Raw genomic sequence first — 22436 nt, 5'->3', positions numbered from 1 at the left:
TAGGTGACACGTCGTCAAGGAGGAACGTATGGCCAGGAATCCGATTGGTGCCCTGCCTCTGGCAGCGTCACATCTGCCACGGGTCGCGGCCCGTCTTCCACGCATGGCTCCCGACATGTCACTGCTCCCGCCGGGTCGGGTCGTGACGCTGGCCGACGACGTGGTCACCCGCCTCTACGACACGGGCGAGGAACACCTACCGCCGGTGATCCTGCTGCACGGCATGGTGGCCACCGGAATGTTGAACTGGTACCAGACCTTCCAGCGTCTCCGTGGCGAGTACCGGCTCATCACCTACGACCAGCGGCATCACGGGATGGGCCACCGGGGCCGGTTCGATTTCCAGTCGCTGGCTGAGGACGTCATACGGATGGCGGACCACCTCGAGTTGGAAGCGCCGATCGTGGGCGGTTACTCGATGGGCGGAATCGTGTCCCAGCTCGCCGCGCGACCGGACCCGTCGCGACTGGGGGGTCTCGTCCTGGCCGCCACAGGCACCGGCGCCGAGCGCAACGCCCTGGAAAAGATCGCCCTGGGCAGCCTGTCTAGGGCCACCCCGCTGCTCAACGCCATCCCCGACGAGGTCGCCCGTGAAATCGGCGAGGAGATTCCGAGTCCTCACGCGTGGGCGCTGCGGGAGCTGTCGTCGGTCTCCATGGCCACCCATCGCACCGTCATCAGCGAGGTGGGCCGCTTCAACTCCACCTCGTGGCTGCACGAGCTGGACCTGCCGGTGGCGATCGTCAAGACCACCCGCGACATCGCGTTCCCCCAGTGGGTCCAGGACGAGATGGCCGACCTGTTACCGCACAGCGCCGTGTTCCCCATCCACGCCGGTCACGCGGTGTGTGCCACGCAGCCCGGGACGTTCGCGCGGCGGATGCGCACGGGGATCGGTTGGGTACTGTCCAACGCGCAGACGGGCCGGCGTCAGATCGCGGAGTAGCGCACCGCGGTCACTACAAAGACCACCATGGCGATCGCGCCCAGGACTACTCCCCACAGCGCTCGCGTGGTGTCGGGGTCCCCATTGGTCAACCACCCGGTCGGCCACCGGGCGAGCAGCCCGAACGCCACCGCCATCAACGCCCCGACGAACGCGACGATGTTGATGACTGGAATCCACGAGAGCGCCAGTGAACCGACTCCCAGGACCAGCGCCCTGGTGCCCAGGTCCATCTCACCGGACGAGCGCTTCCGGGCCGAAAAGGCGCGGGAACGGGGACGCAGAGGCATACGGCCAGCCTAGCGGCAGCTCGACGACCCGGATTCAGACGAGGAACTGTCCGTTCACGAAGCCCGCCAGCAGCACAACGAACCCGCCGATCTCACCCACGATGAGCGCCCACATTCCCAGGTGGAGGGTGTTGGTGGGGTGCTCGAACTGGTTGGTGGTGTCCTGTCGTGCGCCGTGCACGATGTAACTGCCGATGGCCACGAGGAAGAAGAACACGACCACGCCCGCGGCCGCGATGTTCACCCACGAGGGCCAGCTGCTCAGCTCGACGAACGCGGCGATGAGCAGGATGGCGAACGAGTAGAGCAGTGAAGCCCGGTGGGCGATGTCCACGTACGGGTGCGCGAAGTGGTTCTCGCTGGTGGCCATCTGCCGGTACTTCCACACGCCCAGCCCCAGGGCGAGGAGGAAGACCAGCCCGGCCGCGAGCAGGGTGAGCTTGGTGTCGAACCCGAGTTGCATGTGCGTGCCTTTCGTAGACTCCGACCCTAGGTCACGTGACGTGCGTTACCGCAACCTGCAGAGGGGTCCTGACATGGTGCGTGCTGCCGCCATCCAACTCGAGGGGGTTCCGGGCCGCGTCGATCTGACGCTGGGCCGCCTGGAAGCGCTGATCACCGAGGCCGCAGAGCAGGGCGCGAGACTGATCGCCGTGCCCGAGTTCTGCACGTCCCCGGTACCCCTGCGCGCCGAGGTCCACGAGGCGGTGCTTCCACGGGACAACCGGGCCGTCGACCTGTTCCGGCGCCTCGCCGCGCGCCACGGTGCCACCATCGGCGGGTCCATGCTGATCGCCGACGACGACGAGGTCTACAACCGCTACCACCTCGTCGAACCCGACGGTCGCGTCCACACGCACGACAAGGACCTGCCGACGATGTGGGAGAACTGCTTCTACACCGGCGGCCGTGACGACGGGGCGTTCGACACCGGCCTCGGCGGGGTGGGTGTGGCGAGCTGCTGGGAGCTGATCAGGACGCAGACCGTCCGGCGGCTCCGAGACCGGGTGGGGATAGCCATGACCGGGACGCACTGGTGGACGGTCCCGAACAACTGGGGTGCACTCACCGACCGTGCGCTGGGGCCACTCGCCCAGTACAACCGGTACCTGTCCGAGAACGCGCCCGCGGAGTTCGCGCGCAGGCTCGGGGTACCGGTGCTGCAGGCCTCGCACTGCGGGTCGCTGCGGACGGATTTTCTCCTGGCACCGCGGTCGGACGTCTCGGTCCCCTATGTCACCGATTTCGTGGGCTCCACGCAGATCGTCGACGCGGACGGCACGGTCCTCGCCTCGCGTAGGACCACCGAGGGGCCGGGCATCGTCTATGCGGATGTCGAACCGGGCGCACGCGAACCGGTGACACCCCTCGAGGAGCGATTCTGGATCCCGGAGCTCCCACTGCTGCTGCGTGGGTACTGGCACCAGCAGAACGTGGCCGGGCGAAGCTACTACCGGCGCACCGGCCGGGCTGCCGGCCTGCGGGCTACGGTGAGCCCATGACCATATCTGAGGTGGCGAACGCCTACGGTTCCCGGGCGCGCGGTCTGGCCGAGATGTTGGGGACCGAGGTCTCGCCCGCGGATCCCGATCGCGCGATCGTCGAACCGTGGGCCGCTGGTGTGACGGGGCGGATCCTCGACGTGGGCTCGGGCACCGGGCGCTGGACCGGGCAGCTGGCAGCGCTTGGGCATCGGGTCGACGGCCTCGAGCCCGCCGCCGAGTTCGTTGAGATCGCGCGACGAGCGCACCCGGACGTGGAGTTTTTCCTCGCCTCCGTCTCTGATCTCGCCTGCCCCGACCACGAACTGAGCGGACGGCGCTGGTCGGGACTCCTCGCCTGGTACTCGCTGATCCATCTGCCGCCGGAGGAGATGCCCGGGGCGCTCACCGCACTGCAGCGGGTCCTCACCGACGGCGGTTCCCTTCTCATCTCGTTCTTCACCGGCCCGCGACTCGAGTCGTTCGACCACCCGGTGACCCTCGCCTACCGGTGGCCGACCCAGGCCATGGCAGACGAACTACGACGTGCGGGCTTCACAGTCACCGGTCAGACCGCACATTCGGGCGGGATGCGCGCCAGCATTACCGCTCTGCTCGCGCCGGATCAGAGATGAACGTCGTTGTAGGCGCGCTCGTCCTCGATCGGCTCCAGGTGAGTGGTGATGTGACAGAACTCCATGGTCGCGTGGATCTCCTGCTCGACCTTCTCCACCAGGTCATGTCCGCGCTCGACGCTCCAGTCGCCGGGCACCAGGGCGTGGAACTCCACGAAGCGCCACTTGCCAGACTCACGGGTGCGTAGCTCGTGGAAATCGACGCGGCCGGGCTCACGGTGCCGGGCCAGCACCTCTTCGATCACCTGGTTGTCCTGGTCGGGGAGGGTGACGTCCATCAGCCCCATCCCCGACTCGTGGACCAATCGGTAGCCGATCACCAGGATGTTGATCGCCACGGCGATGCCGACGATCGGATCTAGGGCGTCCCAGTCCGTGAGCCAGACCAGCGCCACGCCCACCACGACACCGGCGGAGGTCACCACATCGGTGAGCAGGTGCTTCCCGTCGGCCTTGAGCGTCGGCGAACGATGCCGGGTGCCCGCGCGGAGCAGGAGCATCCCAACCACCCCGTTGAGCACCGCGGCCACTACCGAGATCACCAGGCCCACGCCGAGCGACTCGAGCGGCTGCGGATTGAACAGCCGCTCTCCACTGACGTAGAGGATGAACGCCGCGGCCACGAAGATCATGGCGCCTTCAGCCCCGGCGGAGAAGTACTCGGCCTTGGAGTGCCCGTACTGATGGTCGTCATCCGCCGGCCGCTCGGAGACCGTGATGGCGACGAGCGCGATCACCGCCGCCACGAGGTTGACCACCGATTCGGCCGCATCCGACAACAGCCCCACGGATCCGGTGACCCACCAGGCCCCGACCTTGAGAGCAATGGTGACGATCGCCGTGGCCACGGCCAGCCACGCGAACTTCTTCAGTGTCGACACGATCACAGAGCGTAGTCGTCCGCCGGACCGTCCCCAACCGGTCATCGTGGCCGCCCCTGCGTGAGACCAGTTGTCGGTAGTGTCGGGGTATGCATGTAGGACTTGGCTGGCTCGGAGCAGCGGTACTGCTCGCCGCGGCAGAAACCGTGGGCGGCGAGCTGTTCCTGCTCATGCTCGCCGGTGGCGCGCTCGGCGGGTCGGGTGCGGCTTTCCTGGGAGCCCCCCTCTGGGGCCAGGCACTCGCGTTCGCTCTCGTCTCGGTCATCTTGCTCGTCGCCGTCCGCCCGCTCGTCCGGCGCCGTCTGCTGGCGTCGCTACCAGAGCACGACACCAACACCGCCGCGCTGACCGGTCGGGACGGCACGGTGGTCGAGATGATCGGCGCGACAGGCGGCCTGGTCGAGATCGCCGGGGACACCTGGACGGCGCGGCCGCTCATCGACGGCGACACGTTCGCCTCCGGCGAGAAGGTCCTCGTGCACGAGATCGAAGGAGCCACGGCGATCGTTGTTCGTGGCCTCTGACTGACAGTTGACACGTACGACGAATCCGGAGGAAATTATGGGTGGCTTGATCTTTCTCGCCGTCATCGTCATTTTGATCGCCTCGGTGGTGGTGAGCTCGGTGAAGCTCATCCCCCAGGCGGAGGCCGCCGTGATCGAGCGGCTCGGTCGCTACCAGCGCACCGTCAGCGGCCAGCTCGCCCTGATCATCCCGTTCATCGACCGCGTCCGCGCCAAAGTGGACCTTCGCGAGCGGGTCGTCACGTTCCCGCCGCAGTCGATGATCACCGAGGACAACCTCACGCTCAGCATCGACACGGTGATCTACTTCCAGGTCACCGACCCCAAGTCGGCCGTGTACGAGATCAACAACTACATCATCGCGGTCGAGCAGCTCGCCACCACCACGCTCCGCAACGTGGTCGGCGGTCTGACACTCGAGCAGACGCTGACCAGCCGCGACATGATCAACAAGCAGCTGCGCGGCGTATTGGACTCCGAGACCGGACGCTGGGGCCTGCGGGTCGCCCGCGTCGAGCTGCGCTCGATCGATCCGCCGCTCTCCATCCAGGACTCAATGGAGAAGCAGATGCGTGCCGACCGCGAGAAGCGCGCCACCATCCTCACCGCCGAGGGTCAGCGCGAGGCCGCCATCACCACCGCGCAGGGTGCCAAGCAGGCCGCGATCCTCGACGCCGAGGGCAACAAGCAGGCCTCGATCCTCAACGCCGAGGCCGATCGCCAGTCGCGGATGCTCCGCGCCCAGGGTGAGCGTGCAGCGCGCTACCTGGTGGCAGAAGGCCAGGCCGCGGCGATCGCCCGCGTCAACGCCGCGGTCAAGGCCTCCAAGCCCACCCCGGAGATGCTCGCCTACCAGTACGTGCAGAACCTGCCGGAAATGGCCAAGGGCGATGCAGCCACGATGTGGATGATCCCGTCGCAGTTCGGCGACTCGCTCGAGAACTTTGCCAAGGCTGTCGCCAAGAAGGACGACGACGGCGTGTTCCGTTACGAGCCTTCCGAGGTCGACGCGAATGCGGACCTGCCGGCGGCGCCCGACGAGTGGTTTGACACCTCCACCGACCCGGAGATCGCCCGGTCGGTGGCCGCAGCCGAAGCCGCCGCGCGCGGGACGGCCACCGCGTACGACGAGCCCGGCAGCAAGCCCAAGCCGAAGCCCGGCGTGTTTGACATGGTTCCGGAGTCAGAGGGCGGTATCGCCCCCGACTCCCCGGCTTCCCCTCCGGGGGCCCAGCAGCAGGAGACCCCGGCGATCGACGGCCCACAGGGCGGGTCCCCGGGAGGGTTCGAGCAGGGTGGGTACCCGATCGAAGGCGGCGGGCAGCACCACCGCTGACCGATACGAATGAAGTCGCGGGCGTCACCGTGCCACTGGACGTAACATGACGGCGTGATCCGTAACAGTGGCAACGGTGGCGCCCCTTCGCCCGATGCCGAGGACGTCCGCCTCATCGAGGTGGCGGCCTCGATTTTCGCCGAGCGCGGGATCAAGGGCACCAGCACGGACGACATCGCCCATGCCGCCGGCGTCACCCGCGTGACGCTCTACCGAAGGCTCGGCCCCAAGGACGAGATTCACCGTGCGATCTACGCGCACGAGGCGCAGCGCCTGATGAAGACGGTCAATTCCCGCTACACACCATTCGAGTCCCTCGAATGGGATCCGGTGCGGCACGTCGAGAATCTACTGGTGGGCACCGTCTTCGACATTCGTCAGAGCGAACTCCTCCGTCGCCTCATCGAGGTGGACAAGGTCGAAGCCATGGCCGTGCTCGCGGGCCAGTCGGACACGGTCCTCGGCGGGATCACCGAGATCATGGCCGACTTCGTCCGTCGTACCTGGGCCGCGGACGTCCATACCCGCCCGATGGATCCCGAGGAGGCTGAGACTCTGTCCCGGGAAGTCGGCGGAGTGGTGGGCCGGTTCCTGCACTCTCTCGTGGTGATGCCTGACGGGCCGCCCCTGGTGGACTCCGAGGAGGAGATCCGCGCGTTGGCCCGACGGGTGCTCGTCCCCATGATCCTGCAGCGCTGACCCGCCCTGCCGCACCGGGCAGGGCGCGCCCACGCGCTTTCCGTCTACAGCGCCGCTGGGAGCTCCTCCGCTCCCAGATCGTGCTCCAGCGCGACGCGCAGGCTCGGGTAGCGGAACGGGTGCTCCAGAGTCTCGAGCAGCCGCGGGAGGACGCGCTGGTCCGCCAGCGCCAGTTCCCCGGCCCCCCGCTGGCCGAGCAACAGTCCGGGAGCCCAACCCGGGACGGGGAGGACTGTCGGCCGGTGAAGCACCGATCCCAGGACGCGCGTGAATTCACTGTTGGTGACGGGTTCGGGTGCGGTGGCGTTGACGATCCCCTCGACTGACGCGTCCACGATGGCCCGCAGGTAGAGGTCGGTGAGGTCGTCGAGAGCGATCCACGACAGCCACTGACGACCTGTCCCCAGTCGCCCACCAAGTCCTGTGCGCATGATCGCGGCCAGCGGCGGCAGCATCCCTCCGGCCCCGGACAACACGACTCCGGTGCGGACGTTGACCACCCGGGCTCCGGACTTCCGTGCTGGTTCGCAGGCGCTCTCCCAGTCCTGCACGATGTCCGCCAAGGGGCCGGTCCCGGGCTCGGAGTGCTCGGTCAGCTGCTCGTCCCCGCGATCAGACCCGTAGAAGCCGATGGCCGAGGCGCACACGAAAGTGGTCTTGCCGTCGCGCCGGGCGACCAGCTCGGCCAGTCGTCGGGTCGGTTCGATGCGGCTGTCACGCACCCGGGCGAGATGACTGTCGGTGAAGCGTCCGGCGATGGGTGCGCCCGCGAGGTGGACCAGCACGTCGACGTTGTCGAGCAGATCGGACGCGGGGGCGGCGGTATCCCACTGACGTTCACCGGGTCCGTGGGCGTCGCCGCGCACCAGACGGATGACGCGATGGCCGGCCACTCCGAGCAAAGCCGTGAGTGCGCCACCGACCAGGCCGCTGGCGCCGGTGACCGCCACGGTCAGCGGCTTTGAGGTGGAAAACCTGGCGATCGTGGTCAGGTCGGCGGCCATCTGCCGATAGCGGTAGGCGAATACCGGGGAGAGCAGCCGCCCCGGGACTCGGGCGTCGACCCTGTCGCCGAGGATCGTCGTGGGAGCGTCCTGGGCGCCGGTGATAGGCCCCGGGGTAACCGAGTGGTGGTGGACCCAACCAGTGGCGGCGGCGTAGGGCTGCGAGTCGCAGCGGTCAACAAAAGCCTCGCCCTCGACGTACCCGGCCGGGTCATGCTGCGCATACCAGCGCGGACCGAGTCTCATCCCGAGCGGGCCCGGCAGCGCGGATCTCGGCTCGAGAACCGCCACCCCGTCGCGCAGCGAGGTGGCCTCGACGGCGGGCCGCAGCGGCATGAACGGAGGCGAGAGCCGCACCAGAGCGCCCGGCGAGGCGAAGTAGCGCCATGCCTCCGAGTGGTCGACCGGAATCGTGCAACTGACATCAATGCTCATCTGGTACTCCCCTGGTTTCGCCGACGGATCACGGTAAGAGGCACAGTGGGGTCGCGTCGCCGCGTCCGCCGGCCATCGGTACGGTCACAAAGGCACACGACCACCATCCACGGTCCTCGATCACGTCGCGCACGGTCGACCACTGGTCGGCATCGAGCGCGGGCTCACGGCTCAGTACGAAGCCCGAGGACCTGGAGGGATCGCCCACGATCGCCAGCGTGTAGTCGTCGTTCAGGTAGGTGATCCGATAATTGGCGGGACCGTCCTCTTTCTGGAACGGCACCAGCGGGAAGGTCACCCGGAGCGAGGCGTTGGTGTCGGTGTCGATGACTTTGGCCTCTCCGTCGATCACGGAGTCCGAGCTGATCGCGGTGCCGCAGGTGTTACGGACGGACACGGTGCCGGGCGCGGTGATCGCGTAGTCGGCGCGGGTGTCGTTGGTGCACTGGAGTGTGTACGGCTGCGGGATCGCGGCCACCTGTAACCAACTCCCCTGGTAGCGCTTGAGGTCCACCGAATCGACCTGTTCGAGTTCGGGGCCGCCGACGGAGCCGACTGCGATCCCGTCCGGCAGAAGCTGCGAGGAGCCTCCGCCCAGACGACCACCGTCGGTGATGTCCTGAGCCCCGGCAGCGGGGGCGGCGACAGCACCGAGGCCGGCCGCCAGCAGCGGTGCGATAACCGAGACGGCGACTGCGAACCGAAGTCGCGTACGGGGTGAGGTGCTCATGTGTGGATCTCCTTTGTGACTGAATTTCTTCCGGACGTGGCGGCACCACCGCGCCCGATCACGTGTCGGCGGGGGTTCCCCGGCCACCACACGTTGTCGCCGACGAGCGTGAACAGTGCCGGGACGACGAGGGTGCGGACGACGAATGTGTCGAGCAGGACTCCGAGGGCCACGATCACGCCGACCTGGGTCAGCACGATGAGTGGGAGGACACCCAGCACGACGAACACCGAGGCCAGGACCACGCCCGCGGACGTGATCACGCCGCCGGTCAACGCCACCGCGCGGACCATCGCCTCGCGGGTGGCGTGGGTGGCGGCTTCTTCCCTGGCCCGGATGGTGAGGAAAATCGAATAGTCCACCCCGAGCGAGACCAGGAACAGGAAGCTGTACAGCGGCACCGCCACGTCCAGTCCAGGGAAGCCGAGGACCTGGGTGGTGACGAACGTACCCAGGCCCAGCGCAGCGAGCGAGGACAGGACGGTCGCGGTCATCACCAGAAGCGGCGCGATGAGTGAGCGCAGCACCAGGATCAACACCACCAACACCACCAGCAGGATCAGCGGGGCGATCACGGCGAGGTCGCGCAGGTTGCCCTGGGAGGTGTCGACGGCCGCGGCGACGGAGCCACCGACCAACGCGTCGGAGCCGGGCACGGAGTCCACAGCCTCGCGCAGGTCGGTGACGCTGGCCTCGGACGCCGGGGTCGCAGGGGCGGCGTCCAGAACCACGGTGACGCGGCTCCAGCCGGTTCCGGAGTCGCCGGCCCGCCGTGCGGAGACCACGCCCTGTACGTCTCGGACGGACTCGAGGATCTGCGTTTCGGTTCCGGTCCGGGCGAGAATCGTGACGGGATCGGTGACGCCGGCCGGGTAGTGCTCGGCGGCGGTCTCCAATCCGGCGGCGGCCTCGGAGGGGCTGCGGAATTGCTCCGTCTGGCTCAGTCCGATGCGCGTGCCGAGCAGACCCAGTGCGAGGATCACCAGCAGGAGGACACAGCAGACGATCACGGTGACGGGCCGCTGGACGACGCGAGAGGCGATCCGGCCCCAGATTCCGGGCGGGACCTCTTCGTCGAAATCCTGTGCCTCTGGCTCGGTGCCGTGGGAGTCGGTTTCGTGCTTGCCGTGGCTCTTACCCGGGCGCGGGATGAACGGCCAGAACAGGCCGCGGCCACACACAGCGAGGGCGGCGGGCAGGGCGATGACCCCGTAGATCAGGGCGACGATCAGGCCCACAGCGGCGGACATGCCCAGCGAGCGGTAGTTCGGCAGGCTGGCCAGCAGCAGTGTGAGCAGCGCGAGGACCACCGTGATGTTGCTGGCGAGGATCGCGGGCACGGCACCGCGGTAGGCATCTCTCAGGGCGGTGCGCCGGTCCTCTGTCCTGCGCAGTTCCTCTCGATAGCGGGACACCAGCAGGAGGGCGTAGTTGGTGCCGGCGCCAAAGACGAGGACGGAGACGATGCCGGAGGTAGAGGCGTCGACCGTCACGTCGAGGGCCTCGCCCACCGCGGAGATGAGCAGCGCGGACACCCGGTCCGCCACGCCGATGATGATCAGCGGGACCAGCCACAGCACCGGCGAGCGATACGTGATGATGAGAAGTACCGCCACGACCAATGCGGTAGCCGCGAGCAATCGGAAGTCGGCACCCTCGAAGGCCGCGGCGGTGTCCGCGGCGAACGCGGGGCCACCGGTGAGCTGGGCGTTTACGCCCTCGTCGACGCCCTCGGCCACAGCGGTGCGCATGGTCTGGACTAGTTCACGGCCCTCCTCGCCCGAGATCAGCTCGGAATCGACAGGCACAAGCATCAGGGCTGCGGCGCCGTCCTCGGAGGGGATCGGCCCCTGCGCGGGAGCACCCACGACCTCGGACATCCGCTCACCGGCGCCGACGGCCGCGGCGATACCCCCGGGCCCGAGTTCACCGCCGTCCTCGCGGGTCACCACCAGCACCGCGGGAATCGATCCGGAGTCGGGGAACTCCGCCTGGATTCGGGAGACGAGGGCGGCCTCGGAGTCGTTCGGGAGGGTCGAGGGCGCCTCGGAGGATCCTTCGGAGGAGGCGAACACGAACACCGCTCCACTGATCACCAGCATCGCGAGCAACAGCACCCATGCTGACGCCTTGCCCGTCAGAAAACCGACCCAGCCACCGCCGCGCCCGAATTTCTCGCCGGGCTCAGACCTGGTCGTGCTCTCCCGGGCCATCGAATTCCCAGTCTTCACGCGTTGTATTCGGAGAGGAACGCCACGAGGATGGAGTTGACCTCCTCCGGGCGCTCCATGCTGGGCGAATGCCCCGCCCCGGGGATCTCGTGGAACCGGGAGTCGGTGATCAGCTCCGTCAGTTGCAGCGACTTGGCCGGCGGTGTGGCGGCGTCCTCCGCACCCACCATGACCAGCGTCGGAGCGATCACTCTGATGGCCTCGTCCTCGCACGGGTCACGGTCGGCCACCGACTCGATGGCCTTGACCAGCCCGGCGCGGTCGATGCGCTCGGTCCTGGATATCCACTCCTGCACCCAGGGCGCCTCCTCGTTGCCGGGGGCCAACATGATGGGCGCGACCCGCGAACGCAACGGCCGGATCCCGGCGACCCGGTAGACCTTGGACAGCAGCTTGTACTTGGGCCGGTTGGCGGGATCCTCCGCTGTGGCGGCGGTGTCCATCAGGGTCAGGGTGTGAACCGTCTCCGGGTTCCGGGCCGCCAGCCGTATTCCCACGAATCCGCCCATGGACAGCCCCACGAAGTTCACCACGGGTATCTGTAGGTGCCGCAGCAGTTCAGCCACGTCCACGGTGAGAGTGTCCATGTCGTATCCGCCCATCGCCCGGGGCGACTGGCCCTGGCCGCGGAAGTCGATGGTGACGCAGCGGTAGCGGTCCTTCAGGTGCGCTATCTGATGCTGGAACATCCAGCCCGAGAACAGCAGTCCGTGGGCGAAGAACACCACGGGAGCGTCTTCGCGGCCCTCGGGGGCGCCGGTGTCGGTGTAGGCGATCGTGGTGTGGCCGCGCTGGAAAGTGGGCATCGGGTCTCCTTGTCGAGGGCTCTGACGGCTACCGGTGGTCGGCCACCAGCTTCACGATACGACTGTCAGGCCGCCCCCGACCTCACCTCAGCGTGATCAGTCGACGGGGATCGTCCGGGCCGGCGGCCCGCTCGAGGTGCTGATGCTCGTTAACCGCGATGCAGGTCATCCCACCGCGACCGACCACCACCCGGGCGGTGCCGGTGTTGACGGTGACGCGCTGCAGCCTGGTCCACAGGCCCACCACGCCGTCGGGGTCGGCCAACAGGCCGGCAACGGCCAACGAGATAGTGCCAGCGGAGGAGACCACGACCGTCGTCCGGCCCGTCCCGGACCGGGCGGCGGCGTCAGTGACCGCGGCCTCGGTGGCCGTCCGGTAGTCGGCAAACACCTCGAGCCCGGCCCAATGGCCGAGTGCCAGGTCGAGCTGGCGCTGGAACGCCAGCTTGGCGTCGTCGGAGGAACTGGCCGAGTCGAGGGTGCCGTGGTCGGCCGTCAGCCCGGCCACGCGCGCGGCGTCGAGGACGGAGTCGGCGTCGTATTCGGCCCAGCGCGCGTCCACCTCGACCGGGCAGTCCTGCAGCGACGGGCCGGCCCCGTCGCCCCATCCCGCGACCAAGCCCTCCACCAGGCCCTCCGCGGTCTCGCGCTGTCGCCGCAGTCCTCCGTGGACGATCAGATCCGGCCGCAGTCCGCGCGCCGCCATGTCCTCACCCGCGAGGCGGGCCTGGAGGTGGCCGGTCTCGGAGAGCCTGTCGTAGTCGCCGGTGCCGAACGACGCCTGACCATGACGGACCAGGTGGATCACACCCATCAGCGCGACCCGCCCCTGCCGGAGGTCTTCCCGCCGAATCCGGGGATTGCGCCCAGCCACCCGCCGACCGTGCCACGGATGTCGTGGACGCCTCCGGTGATGAGCGGGATCGCGACGCGGGGCACCGCCAGCAATTCCGGAATCACGTCGCGCGGACCGACCTGCGTGGGTGTGAGCCGTCCGGAGCCGGTACGGATGATGCGCAGGCACCGCTGCTCCAGGAACGCCACCGCGGGCCGGAACACGCGGAACGCCGGGTTGGTGGTCTGACCGTGGTAGTAGCGATGGTTGATCTGCTGAACGATCACGGCTAGCCGGAAAAGACCGAACACCTCGTAGAACCGCCACTGTTCCTCGCTCACCTCGAGGCCCATGCGGCGGGTGTAGCGCTCCACGAACTGCTGGCGGGTGAGCATCCCCGGAGCATGCGTGGGCTGGCGGCGGAACGACTTAAACACGGGGCCGTCGTCCTCTTGCACCCAGTAGGCCATGGCGCCGCCCAGGTCCATGAGCGGGTCACCGATCGTGGCCATCTCCCAGTCCAGGACTCCGACGACGGAGGTCACGTCGTTGGGGTCCAAGACGAGATTGTCGAACCGGAAATCGTTGTGGATCAGGCAACGCTTCACGTCCTGTGGCTGGTTGGCGGACAGCCACTTCATGACCGGGGTGAAGTCGGGCACGTCGGGCGTGCGGGCGCGTCGGTAGCGGGCCGACCATCCCTCGACCTGGCGGCGCACGTAGCCGTCACCGCGGTCGAGATCCTCTAGGCCTGCGGCCTCCACGTCAACCGAGTGCAGGTCCACCAGGGCGTCGACAGCCGCTTCGCACAGGCGGCGCGTGGTGACGCGGTCCATGCGGAGCTCGCGGGGCAGGTCCTTGCGCAGGATCGTGCCCTGCATCCGCTCCATCACGTAGAACTCGGAACCGATCACGGACTGGTCACTGCAGAATCCGACCATGCGCGGCACCAGCGGATACACGGGTCGGAGCGCGGACTGGATACGGTACTCGCGGCCCATGTCGTGCGCACCGCGGGCCTTGGTCCCCGCCGGCGGACGACGCAGAACCAGGTCCGCGCCCGGGTAGCGCAGCAGATAGGTGAGGTTGGACGCGCCCCCGGTGTATTGCCGGACCTCGGGGATGACCGGGTTGTCGTCGTCGCCCAGATCCACCCCGGCGAGCACGGTGGCGTCGTGTGGGGTCACCGACCGCAACCACGCGGCCACGGCTTCCACATCGATCGCGTCCTCGGCACGCACCTCGGCGGTGCCCGGGACCCGGCGGCGCAGGGCGGGCTCGCGGTGTCCGGGACCGTCGTCGAGTCCGGAGGAGTTGTGGGGCGTGGTCATCGGGTGGGCTCCGTGGTGGTGCGCGCGGCGGCCGCGTCGCGGTATGGGGCGAGCATGGCGCGGGCGACGACGCCGAGGTGGACCTCGTCCGGGCCGTCGGCCAATCGCAGCGCACGCGCGGTGGCGTAGGCGCCCGCGAGCGGGAAGTCGTCGCTCATCCCGCCGCCACCGTGGAGCTGCATGGCCATGTCGATGACCTGCTGCACCATCTTGGGCACGGCAGCCTTGATCGCACTGACCTCGACCGCCGCCTGCCCCTCGGTGTCCAACTTCCACGCGGCGTGCTGCACCAGCAGCCGGGCCTGGTCGATGGCGATGCGGGCCTCCGCCAGACGCTCACGGTTCCCACCGAGGTTGACGATGGGCTTGCCAAACGCCACGCGCTCCGACGCCCGACGGCAGGCCAAGTCAAGCGCCATCTCCGCGAGCCCGATGAGGCGCATGCAGTGGTGGACGCGCCCCGGCCCCAGGCGACCCTGCGCGATCTCCGCGGCGCGGCCGGGCCCGGAGATGATGCTGCTCACCGGCAGACGCACGCCGTCGAGCCGCACCTGACCGTGGCCGAGCGGCTCGTCGTACATGCCCTGCGCGGAGAGCATCCGTTCCACCGTCACGCCGGGGGCATCCATGGGCACCAACACCATCGAGTGCCGTAGGTAGCGGTGCGCATCCGGGTCGGAGATCCCCATGAAGATGCCGACCTCGCAGTCCGGGTGGCCCACACCCGAGGACCACCACTTGCGGCCGTCCAGGACCACCTCGTTGCCCTCGATCCGGGCACTGGCGGCCATGTTGGAGGCGTCGGAGGAAGCCACGTCGGGCTCGGTCATGAGGAAGGCGCTGCGGATCCGCCCATCGAGCAGCGGATCCAGCCACTGGTCCTTCTGCTCGTCCGAGCCGTACTTGAGCAGCACCTCCATGTTCCCCGTATCCGGCGCGTTGCAGTTGAAGATCAGCGGCGCCAGGAACGAGCGCCCCATCTCCTCCGCGACCGGCGCGTAGTCGGTGTTGTTGAGGCCGGCGCCACCGCGGGTGCCGTAGCGCTCCGCGTACGGGCCCTCGTGGCCGGCGGGGAGGAAGAGGTTCCAGAGTCCCTGCTCACGGGCGCGCTGCTGCAGCTCGGTGATCCGTGGGTCCACGGCCCAGGCGTCCTCGCCGGCCAGGCGGCGCCGGGTGATGTCGGCGTGGATGTCCGGTTCGATCGGAACGATCTGCGTGTCGATGAACTCGCGGACGGCCGCAGTGAGCTCAGCAGCGCGGGGCGATGGGGAGAAGTCCATACCTGCATCGTGGCACACCTGGGCGGGCAGTCCGACCGCTGTCCAGGACATTGTTGATGATTGACGCAGTTAGCCCGGATGGTTCACGGGGACCTGCGGATCGCTGGGTTCACGCCACTGGATGGTTGCCGAAATACTCGTCGATGGCCGCTCGACTGACCGCGCTCATAGGCTGCCCGGTCCGCTCGGCGTACTCCGCCACGCGGTGCCGGTCGGCATCGGTGAGCCGAACAGCGAGAGGGCGGGTTTCCCCGCGTAGTGCGCTTCACGATCCCTGGCGGTGGTCATGTTCCCTCCCGTTGTGTTTGCTGACGGCGGCTAACGTTGCCGGACAAGTCGAGCAATCCTCCGGTAGCTTCGAGCACTTCGCGTGCCACCGCCGCAGCCAAACAAACGGGCGCTCCACCACGGCTCGAATCTCCGTATCCGCGATGCCGTGCCGGCGAGCGCCACGGAGGCCTTACTAACTGCATGTTCGGCGTACCGATAGATAATGATCTGACAAGCCGACGACGCCGGGTTGTAGATTCTGCGAACTCGACCCTTCCTCGGTCGCCTGGCGTCACGCGTGCCTTCCGAGGACAAGCGCGTAATCAGCGGATCGTAGAGGCCCGGTCCGGTCCCCCGGTACGTCAAGGCCGTCGATTCACACTCGGCCGCGCTTCCACCCCCATACCGAGAGCCCCACCGCGGCCAGTGAAAGTACCGGGAGAATCCATGCCCCCACCGAACGCGCCTGCATCAGCCAGTAAAACTCCGGGCCCGCGATACCGATCACAGCCTGTCTGTTCGTCAGCGGCATGTACCTCCACCAGCCACCGGGCTCGCCGAAAGTAGGGAGCCACACGTGAAGCGACCCGGCCACCAAGAACATCGCCGTCGGGAAGGACAACCAGAACCACGGGAAGCCCTCGCGAGGCTGCGAGGCCCGCCGAGGCAGGACGGCAGCCCCGACCAGCACGACTATTAGCACGGCGAGTATCCATACCCAGATCATGACGGCCAGGTTAGCCACCGCCACGCTGATGACAGCCGCCCCCAGACCGCAACATGAAGACGACCCCCAGGCCGGCGCAATTCCAGCCGGTAACCTGGTCTTATGACAAGCTCCGATCTGTGCCCCTGCGCTCCTGCCCTCGTGACGTGGCCCGCCAGACAGTTTGACGAGCAGCGGGTGCGCATCACCCCGTGAGGTAGACGTCGGCGACGGCGACGATCAGCGCTGCCAGCACGCCCACAGCAATTCCGGCCAGCGCCGCAACCAGCGCGGGACGGGTTCTAGCGAGAAATCCCACACCGGCGCCAACCACGCCGATTGCGAGGACGCCTCCGAAGACCGAGAACAAGGTCATGAACATGATCATGGTCAACGTTGCCGCGTACGCAGCACCCACGCTGCGGCCGCCGGTGCCCGCGATAGCGATGGGGAACTGCCACACCAGCGCCGTCAGGCCGGCCGCAGCGGGTGCTGACAGCACCGCCCATCCTGCCGCAACCAACACGCTTCGAACTGTCTGATCCTTCATGTCCAGACGCTAGAACATTGGCCGCCACCAGCGCGCTGGAACCGCTCTGCTCGGAATTCAGGCGCATAGCCCGGTCGTTCAAAGGCAGGTCGATACCGCTGCGGATGCGGGGCCATTCGATGAACTCTGCGTGTCGACCGCAGTGGTGACCGCGCTGGCCGAAGCACGGGGCAGGCGCGGACCCGTGCGGCGGTGAGATCTGCAGGCGCCCCCGGATTCACCATCTGTAGGAGTACTTCCACCACGAGTCGTCGATGTGCTCGAGCGTGTCGGACTCGCGATCTTCACCAGGTGTGGCCGGGGCACCGTTGCCGTCGCGGTAGATCCATCCGGAGCCTTGGAAGAAGGACGTGTCGGCGTCGGACACTCTCACCTCGCCCGGGGTGCGAGCGTCTACTGAACTGATCTCGAGTGCACCAACCTGCCGCGGTGGGTCGTAGGACTGGAAACCGCGCTCTGGTGGATCAGCACGGATTTGCGCCACGAGCGCGTCCATCTCATCCCGCGATTCGGTGAACCCGGGGACAGGGAGGAACACGAGTACCGAGACGCAGGCCAGGACAGCAACGACAGGGGCGGCGATCCACAATGTCCAGCGTGCCCGGCGGGCCAGAGCCATCACCACAAGCGCCAACCAGAACAGACCCAACACACCCAACACCGGCACCGCGAAAATGGAGTATATGAACACGTCGCCCTGCTCGATGTTCCGTCGCAGGAGGAAGGGATGGTCAGCAATAAGCATCACCGCTGGAAGAAACACCAGCACAACAACAACCGACAACGCGATCGCCACCCGCCGACTCGACCACCACGCGGTATCGACCGCGAGAAACCGCCGTCGCCGCCGAGAACCAGACCGCTGCGCGTAATCCCCACTCACATCACTCACGGTACGGCTGCACAGCAACGACATAGTCGATTCCACGATGGCGACCACGGGCGTGGAGCGCCCAGCCCGTGGCCCCCGGTTCCCATGCCGCGCTTATAACCGGATGGCTCCGAAACAACGACGGCGACGCCCACAGGGGGGGCGACACCCGGTAGTCCGACGTTATGCAAACGGATCGTCAAGTTGTCATTTCTGCGCTCGCGACCGATCCTCGTTTAACCCAATCGACCGAGGGAAAAAGTGTAGTGCTGGTGAGATAATACGAGGATGATCACTCGAATCATTGTCAGGGGATACCGACTTTTTGAGGATTTCGAATTGGAGCCTAACGCCGGCACCAATATCGTCGTTGGCGACAACGAGTCGGGGAAGTCCTCGCTACTGGAGGCGGTCTCGCTGGCACTGACGGGGCGGATCAACGGTCGGTGGGCCCAGGATGAGCTCAACCCGTATTGGTTCAACGCCACGGCGGTCACGAACTACTTTGCATCGCTGAGTACCGAAGTACCACTGCTCCCGCCCGAGTGGCTTCGGAGGTTTCGTTCGACACCACTTGTAAGCGAGTTCTGACACCGAGGAGACGTGATCTGGGCCGGCGATGGTGGTCTCGGTCGACACCGCTTCTCGCACATGGCGGCGGTCAGGTCGTGCGCTGTTTTGCGGCTTGGGCCAGGCGGTAGGAGTCGGTGCCGGTCTCGAGGATGGTGCCGCCGAAGGTGAGTCGGTCGACGATGGCAGCGCACAGCCTGGGGTCGGTAAAGGTCTTGGTCCAGCCGCCGAAGGACTCGTTGGACGCGATCGCGACAGAGGCCTTCTCCTCGCGCTCGGTGAGGACCTGGAACAACAGCTCGGCCCCGCGCCGGTCGAGTTGCATGTATCCGAGTTCGTCGATGCAGAGCAGGTCGACGCGTCCGTAGCGGGCGATGGTCTTGGCGAGTGTCATCTCGTCGGCGGCCTCGACGAGCTCGTTGGCGAGATGGGTGGCCAGGGTGTACTTGACCCGGTAGCCGGCCATGGCGGCCTCTGTGCCGAGCGCGATGAGCAAGTGAGATTTGCCGGTGCCGGAGTCGCCGATCAGACACAGCGGTTGCCCCTTCTGGACCCATTCGCACTTGGCGAGGGTGTGGATCACGGCGGGGTCGATGTTGGGGTTGGCGTCGAAGTCGAAGGCCCGCAGGGACTTCTCCCGGGGGAACTTGGCGGCCTTGATCCGACGCTCGGACCGGCGTCGTGCACGGTCGTCACACTCGGCGAGCAGTAGTTCGGCGAGGTATCCGCGGTAGGACATTTGCTCGTGCCCGGCCCGGTCGGCGTAGTCGGTGAAGGAGCTGCGGATGGTGGGCATCCTCAGCATCCGGCACGCCTGGTCGATCGCGGCGTCGGCTGCTTCCTCGGTCATCCCTCGGCGCTTGGTGGTCACGGTGCGGCTCCTTCGTTCGGCGGGTCACGGCGGCTGGCCAGCAGCTGGTCGTACTTGTCCACGCTCGGCAGCGGCCGAGTGTCAGTCGGGATGTGGGCGCGAAGCCGGCGCTCGGTCAGCGATCGCACGGCAGGGGTCTCGCCTTCACCGCGTGCCCTGTCGCCGCCCAAGTGGGTCGGGCGGTGACCTGTCTTGTCGTCGGCTCCGCCATCTTCCGTCTCGTTGTGCTTGCGCGCTTCAAGTGCGACAGCGTCCGCGGTGAGCGCGCCTGCGCGCAGCGCTGTCGCGAGCCCGGCGACGACGTCTTCGTGGGGAAGGTGCCGGTGCAGCATCAGGACCTCGATCAGCGCCCGGGTGCCGTCGACGTCACCGTGGGCCTTGCAGGCCGCGGCCCACCAGGCGTCGTGAACGGGAGTGAACCTCCCCGATGCCCTGGCCTGTTCCAGCGCTGTCGCGCCGGGTAGCGCGCCGGGTTTGCGGAGGAGGACCTCGAGGTAGTGGTCCAGGTCGACCCGGGTCGAGCCCTTGGTCATGAGGCGCTCGTGGCGGGCGATTTCGGTCTTGCCGTCGAACACGACCAGGTCGCTGGCGTTGAGCAGCACTCGGGCTTGACGGCCGACCATGCGGGCGGGGACGGAGTATTTGTTCATCCGAACGGTGATCTGGGCGTACCTGTCGACGCGTGGGGTGAACCAGCGGCCGGTCTCGAACGACTCGTTGGGCAGTGGCGCGAGCAGAGGCTGCTCGGTGGCGAAGTGTTCCCCGACCGTGCGGGCGCGGGATCCGATCCGCCGGCTGTCGTCGGCTTCGTCCCAGACGTCGACCATGGCGTTGAGCTCGGCGACGGAGTCGACTTCTGGGATGGGGACGAGGTGGTTGCGTCGGAACCAGCCGATCTGCCCCTCGACGCCGCCCTTCTCGTGAGCGCCTTGGATGCCGGGCTGGCAGTAGAAGGCCTCGATGCCGTAGTGGGAGCGGAACGCGGTCCACCGGTCGGCCTCGACCCGCTGGCGGGAGAACCCGATCACGCTCGCGACGGCGGCCTTGAGGTTGTCGTAGCGGATCTTCCCGGTCGGGACGCCCCCGAGGGCTCGGAACGCGTGCGTGTGGCCCTCGAAGAAGGCTTCCTGCCCGGCGGACGCACTGATCCTGTGGGCGGCCTTGCCGGAGTATGAGAGTCGCAGGCTGAACAACGTGCAGGTGACCAGTTCGCCGCGCAGCCGGATCGCGACCTCGCCGAAGTCGACCTCGGCTTCGCGGCCTGGCAGGTGCTCCTGCGGAATGTACGTGTTCGCGGGTTCCCGGCCCGCTTCGATCCGGATCTCGCGGCGTCTCGTGGCGACATACTCGCGCACCATCCAGTAGGACACGTCGGTGGTGTGGTGCTCATCCTGGAGCCGGTCGAAGATCCGCTTCGCGGTGTGCCGCTGCTTGCGAGGCGCGTCCAGGTCCGCCCGTAGCCAGTCATCGATGACGCCTCGGTACTGGTCCAGACGTGACCCGCGCTTCGGGGGTGGCTTCCGCTCCTTCGGCCAGGCCGACTCCAGTGCGGCGACCACGGTCCGGTAGCCGACGCCGTGCTGGCGTTGCAGCGCACGATTCGAAATCCCCGCGCGGGCGTCGCGCCGAATCGCCGCATACAACTCGACTCGATTCACTGCCGGCATCCGCGATGGCGGCTTCAGTGGGTGCTGGCCGAAATTGTCGCGAGAAGCCGCTGCATCGTCGCTACGGTCCGCGTCGTGACCGGCACGGACAGCAGTTGCTCGAGGCACCCGGTGACGTTGCCTGCGGTCTGGCGCGGCTTCCAGCAGACGCTGTGGGCGCAGTCGGGCCCCATGGCGCGGATCTCTACGAGGCCATCTGGGCTCCGGAACGGTAAGCGGACAGTCGGGAACTGGCGCACGTCAAAGAACGAGATCATCGAGCGATAGACACCTTCCCCGGGATCTACCGGAGGCACATCCTCTACCGCGCGCCGAATTTGCTCCAGCGCCCGGATGACAACAGTTGGCTGATACCCGGTGGCCCGCAATCTGATGATCGCCGCGGCCGAGGCATTCTCCGGATCCATGGCCTGGAAAACGACCGTGCCGTTGCTTTGGAAGCTGCGGGCGACCGCCGGGCCGCCGAACGCCTCGACGAGTTCATCACCAGTGGGACTGCCTGGGTGGCCGAGGTTGACGTTGCGGAACAAGGCGACGGTGATCATGATGTGGCCAGCTCCATGGTGACGCACGCTGTCTCCGCCGGGTGGGTGATCATCGGCCAGTGGCCGGCGTCGAGCGTGCGGTAGCTCCATCCGAGCTTCTCCGCTGACACCTCGGCGACTGGAGGACTGGTCCGGAGGCAGCGAACGTACGCTACGGGCACGCCGGCTGCGCTCAGTGGCTCGTTGATCGCAGGTTGCGTGTAGGTGCCGATCGGCTGCGCGGTCAGATGCTGCTGCATCCACGCGAAGTCGGCGTCACCGATCCCGTTGTCCGGGTAGAGCTGGTCGAGCTGATCCCGGGAGAACCACGGGATCGCCCCGTCGTTGGCCAGGCTCGTCATGAACCCGGCGACCCCGGCCCCCATCACGTCGAACCACGACCTGCCCGGCTGGGACACAGCTCCTCGCCGTCTCCCGGTGGCGTGCACGCGATGAGGACCTCGGTGAGGCCACCGCCCGCCTCGAAGCGATCCGCCTGGCCAAACGAGTGGTCGAGCTCGACGAACAGCTGGTCGCCAACAGCTCCCGAATGACCGAGCTCGTCAAGGCCAGCCAGGCCGCATCACTTCTGGATAAGACTGGCATCGGACCAGTGACCGCCGCTATCTGTCTGACCGTCTGGTCACATCACGGCAGGGTGCGCTCCGAGGCAGCGTTCGCCTCTCTGGCAGGGGTGAACCCCATCCCCGCGTCATCCGGCAACACGGTGCGACACCGGCTCAATCGCGGCGGCGACAGGCGGCTCAACCGCGCCCTGCACATGGCGGTCTTGACCCGAATGACCCACGATCCGGATACCTGCGAATACGTCGAACGGCGACGCGCCGAGGGCCGGACTACCAAGGAGATCCGACGGTGTCTTAAGCGGTACCTGGCCCGGCAGATCTACCGAACTCTCAACACCGCTGAAGCCGCCCACGCGCGCACTTGACAAACATAGAA

At 67.5% G+C, this 22436-nt stretch carries 24 protein-coding genes and 1 pseudogene; 8 read left to right on the top strand and 17 right to left on the bottom strand.

Annotated features, from left to right (window positions below; all coding sequences use genetic code 11):
• Positions 1-28 precede the first annotated feature (28 nt).
• Positions 29-946, top strand: coding sequence for an alpha/beta fold hydrolase (locus tag ON04_RS05995; protein ID WP_010540685.1), 918 nt, complete (start codon positions 29-31; stop codon positions 944-946).
• Here the strand turns inward: ON04_RS05995 and ON04_RS05990 are convergent.
• Positions 931-1236 (bottom strand): hypothetical protein, encoded by a 306-nt coding sequence (locus ON04_RS05990; RefSeq protein ID WP_010540684.1) that lies wholly within the window; start codon positions 1234-1236, stop codon positions 931-933. The genes ON04_RS05995 and ON04_RS05990 overlap by 16 nt on opposite strands.
• A gap of 34 nt (positions 1237-1270) precedes the next feature.
• On the bottom strand, positions 1271-1699 hold the full coding sequence (locus ON04_RS05985; RefSeq protein ID WP_010540683.1) for a hypothetical protein: 429 nt from the start codon (positions 1697-1699) through the stop codon (positions 1271-1273).
• 73 nt (positions 1700-1772) lie between these two features.
• Here ON04_RS05985 and ON04_RS05980 point away from each other — a divergent pair, with 73 nt between their 5' ends.
• Both ON04_RS05980 and ON04_RS05975 read left to right on the top strand, forming a co-directional pair.
• Positions 1773-2738 (top strand): carbon-nitrogen hydrolase family protein, encoded by a 966-nt coding sequence (locus tag ON04_RS05980; protein ID WP_010540682.1) that lies wholly within the window; start codon positions 1773-1775, stop codon positions 2736-2738.
• Positions 2735-3352, top strand: a complete 618-nt coding sequence (locus ON04_RS05975; protein WP_010540681.1) for a class I SAM-dependent methyltransferase — start codon at positions 2735-2737, stop codon at positions 3350-3352. The genes ON04_RS05980 and ON04_RS05975 overlap by 4 nt, the downstream gene beginning before the upstream one ends.
• On the opposite strand, the gene ON04_RS05970 is transcribed toward ON04_RS05975, so the two are convergent.
• Positions 3343-4233 carry a cation diffusion facilitator family transporter gene (locus ON04_RS05970; RefSeq protein WP_029457860.1) on the bottom strand — a complete coding sequence of 297 codons (891 nt, stop codon included), beginning with the start codon at positions 4231-4233 and terminating at the stop codon, positions 3343-3345. The two genes, ON04_RS05975 and ON04_RS05970, sit on opposite strands and share 10 nt — an antisense overlap.
• 89 nt (positions 4234-4322) lie before the next feature.
• On the opposite strand from ON04_RS05970, the gene ON04_RS05965 reads away from it, so the two are divergent.
• Genes ON04_RS05965 through ON04_RS05955 form a run of 3 tightly spaced genes read left to right on the top strand, consistent with a single transcriptional unit; the run spans position 4323 to position 6792 of the window.
• A complete protein-coding gene (locus ON04_RS05965; protein ID WP_010540679.1) occupies positions 4323-4757 on the top strand; it encodes an NfeD family protein in 435 nt (144 codons plus the stop codon).
• Between the two features lie 37 nt (positions 4758-4794).
• A complete protein-coding gene (locus tag ON04_RS05960; protein WP_010540678.1) occupies positions 4795-6093 on the top strand; it encodes an SPFH domain-containing protein in 1299 nt (432 codons plus the stop codon).
• Between the two features lie 54 nt (positions 6094-6147).
• Positions 6148-6792: a TetR/AcrR family transcriptional regulator gene (locus ON04_RS05955; protein WP_010540677.1), complete on the top strand. Its 645-nt coding sequence runs from the start codon at positions 6148-6150 to the stop codon at positions 6790-6792.
• 44 nt (positions 6793-6836) lie between these two features.
• Here ON04_RS05955 and ON04_RS05950 read toward each other — a convergent pair whose 3' ends face one another.
• From ON04_RS05950 to ON04_RS05905, 10 genes are all read right to left on the bottom strand, one after another.
• Positions 6837-8231: a TIGR01777 family oxidoreductase gene (locus tag ON04_RS05950; protein ID WP_010540676.1), complete on the bottom strand. Its 1395-nt coding sequence runs from the start codon at positions 8229-8231 to the stop codon at positions 6837-6839.
• 28 nt (positions 8232-8259) lie between these two features.
• Entirely contained in the window at positions 8260-8961 is a 702-nt protein-coding gene (locus ON04_RS05945; protein ID WP_010540675.1) for a lipocalin family protein, read from the bottom strand.
• Positions 8958-11174: an MMPL family transporter gene (locus ON04_RS05940; protein ID WP_010540674.1), complete on the bottom strand. Its 2217-nt coding sequence runs from the start codon at positions 11172-11174 to the stop codon at positions 8958-8960. The genes ON04_RS05945 and ON04_RS05940 overlap by 4 nt, the downstream gene beginning before the upstream one ends.
• Positions 11175-11188: 14 nt before the next feature.
• A complete protein-coding gene (locus tag ON04_RS05935) occupies positions 11189-11998 on the bottom strand; it encodes an alpha/beta fold hydrolase (RefSeq protein WP_010540673.1) in 810 nt (269 codons plus the stop codon).
• Positions 11999-12080: 82 nt separating this feature from the next.
• A complete protein-coding gene (locus ON04_RS05930; RefSeq protein WP_010540672.1) occupies positions 12081-12812 on the bottom strand; it encodes a histidine phosphatase family protein in 732 nt (243 codons plus the stop codon).
• The gene (locus ON04_RS05925; protein ID WP_010540671.1) at positions 12812-14164 is read right to left on the bottom strand and encodes a phosphotransferase; all 1353 of its coding nucleotides are present in this window, start codon (positions 14162-14164) and stop codon (positions 12812-12814) included. Before ON04_RS05925 ends, ON04_RS05930 begins: the two co-directional genes overlap by 1 nt.
• Positions 14161-15444 carry an acyl-CoA dehydrogenase family protein gene (locus ON04_RS05920; RefSeq protein WP_010540670.1) on the bottom strand — a complete coding sequence of 428 codons (1284 nt, stop codon included), beginning with the start codon at positions 15442-15444 and terminating at the stop codon, positions 14161-14163. The genes ON04_RS05925 and ON04_RS05920 overlap by 4 nt, the downstream gene beginning before the upstream one ends.
• A 646-nt stretch (positions 15445-16090) precedes the next feature.
• Positions 16091-16441 (bottom strand): hypothetical protein, encoded by a 351-nt coding sequence (locus tag ON04_RS05915; protein WP_029457859.1) that lies wholly within the window; start codon positions 16439-16441, stop codon positions 16091-16093.
• Positions 16442-16625: 184 nt separating this feature from the next.
• Positions 16626-16970 (bottom strand): hypothetical protein, encoded by a 345-nt coding sequence (locus tag ON04_RS05910; RefSeq protein ID WP_141564652.1) that lies wholly within the window; start codon positions 16968-16970, stop codon positions 16626-16628.
• A gap of 217 nt (positions 16971-17187) precedes the next feature.
• Positions 17188-17766, bottom strand: coding sequence for a hypothetical protein (locus ON04_RS05905; RefSeq protein ID WP_010540667.1), 579 nt, complete (start codon positions 17764-17766; stop codon positions 17188-17190).
• 363 nt (positions 17767-18129) lie between these two features.
• On the opposite strand from ON04_RS05905, the gene ON04_RS05900 reads away from it, so the two are divergent.
• Positions 18130-18432: an AAA family ATPase gene (locus tag ON04_RS05900; RefSeq protein WP_010540666.1), complete on the top strand. Its 303-nt coding sequence runs from the start codon at positions 18130-18132 to the stop codon at positions 18430-18432.
• Positions 18433-18502: 70 nt separating this feature from the next.
• Here the strand turns inward: ON04_RS05900 and istB are convergent, their stop codons facing one another.
• Genes istB through ON04_RS15920 form a run of 4 tightly spaced genes read right to left on the bottom strand, consistent with a single transcriptional unit; the run spans position 18503 to position 21892 of the window.
• Positions 18503-19261, bottom strand: a complete 759-nt coding sequence (gene istB / locus ON04_RS05895; RefSeq protein WP_202945577.1) for an IS21-like element helper ATPase IstB — start codon at positions 19259-19261, stop codon at positions 18503-18505.
• A 17-nt stretch (positions 19262-19278) separates the two neighbouring features.
• Entirely contained in the window at positions 19279-20949 is a 1671-nt protein-coding gene (istA, locus tag ON04_RS05890; RefSeq protein WP_010540664.1) for an IS21 family transposase, read from the bottom strand.
• A gap of 14 nt (positions 20950-20963) precedes the next feature.
• Positions 20964-21494: a DUF1697 domain-containing protein gene (locus ON04_RS05885; RefSeq protein WP_010540663.1), complete on the bottom strand. Its 531-nt coding sequence runs from the start codon at positions 21492-21494 to the stop codon at positions 20964-20966.
• The gene (locus ON04_RS15920; RefSeq protein ID WP_010540662.1) at positions 21491-21892 is read right to left on the bottom strand and encodes an esterase; all 402 of its coding nucleotides are present in this window, start codon (positions 21890-21892) and stop codon (positions 21491-21493) included. Before ON04_RS15920 ends, ON04_RS05885 begins: the two co-directional genes overlap by 4 nt.
• Between ON04_RS15920 and ON04_RS05875 the strand changes: the two are divergent.
• Positions 21886-22425, top strand: a pseudogene (locus ON04_RS05875) (transposase); the annotation flags it as partial. The gene ON04_RS15920 and the pseudogene ON04_RS05875 overlap by 7 nt on opposite strands.
• Between the last annotated feature and the right edge of the window lie 11 nt (positions 22426-22436).

Origin of the sequence: Dietzia alimentaria 72 (assembly GCF_000226215.1) — a bacterium.
Classification (GTDB): Bacteria; Actinomycetota; Actinomycetes; order Mycobacteriales; family Mycobacteriaceae; genus Dietzia; species Dietzia alimentaria.
The sequence above is the reverse complement of the archived record's forward strand: the minus strand, read 5'-3'. Positions and strand labels throughout refer to the sequence as shown.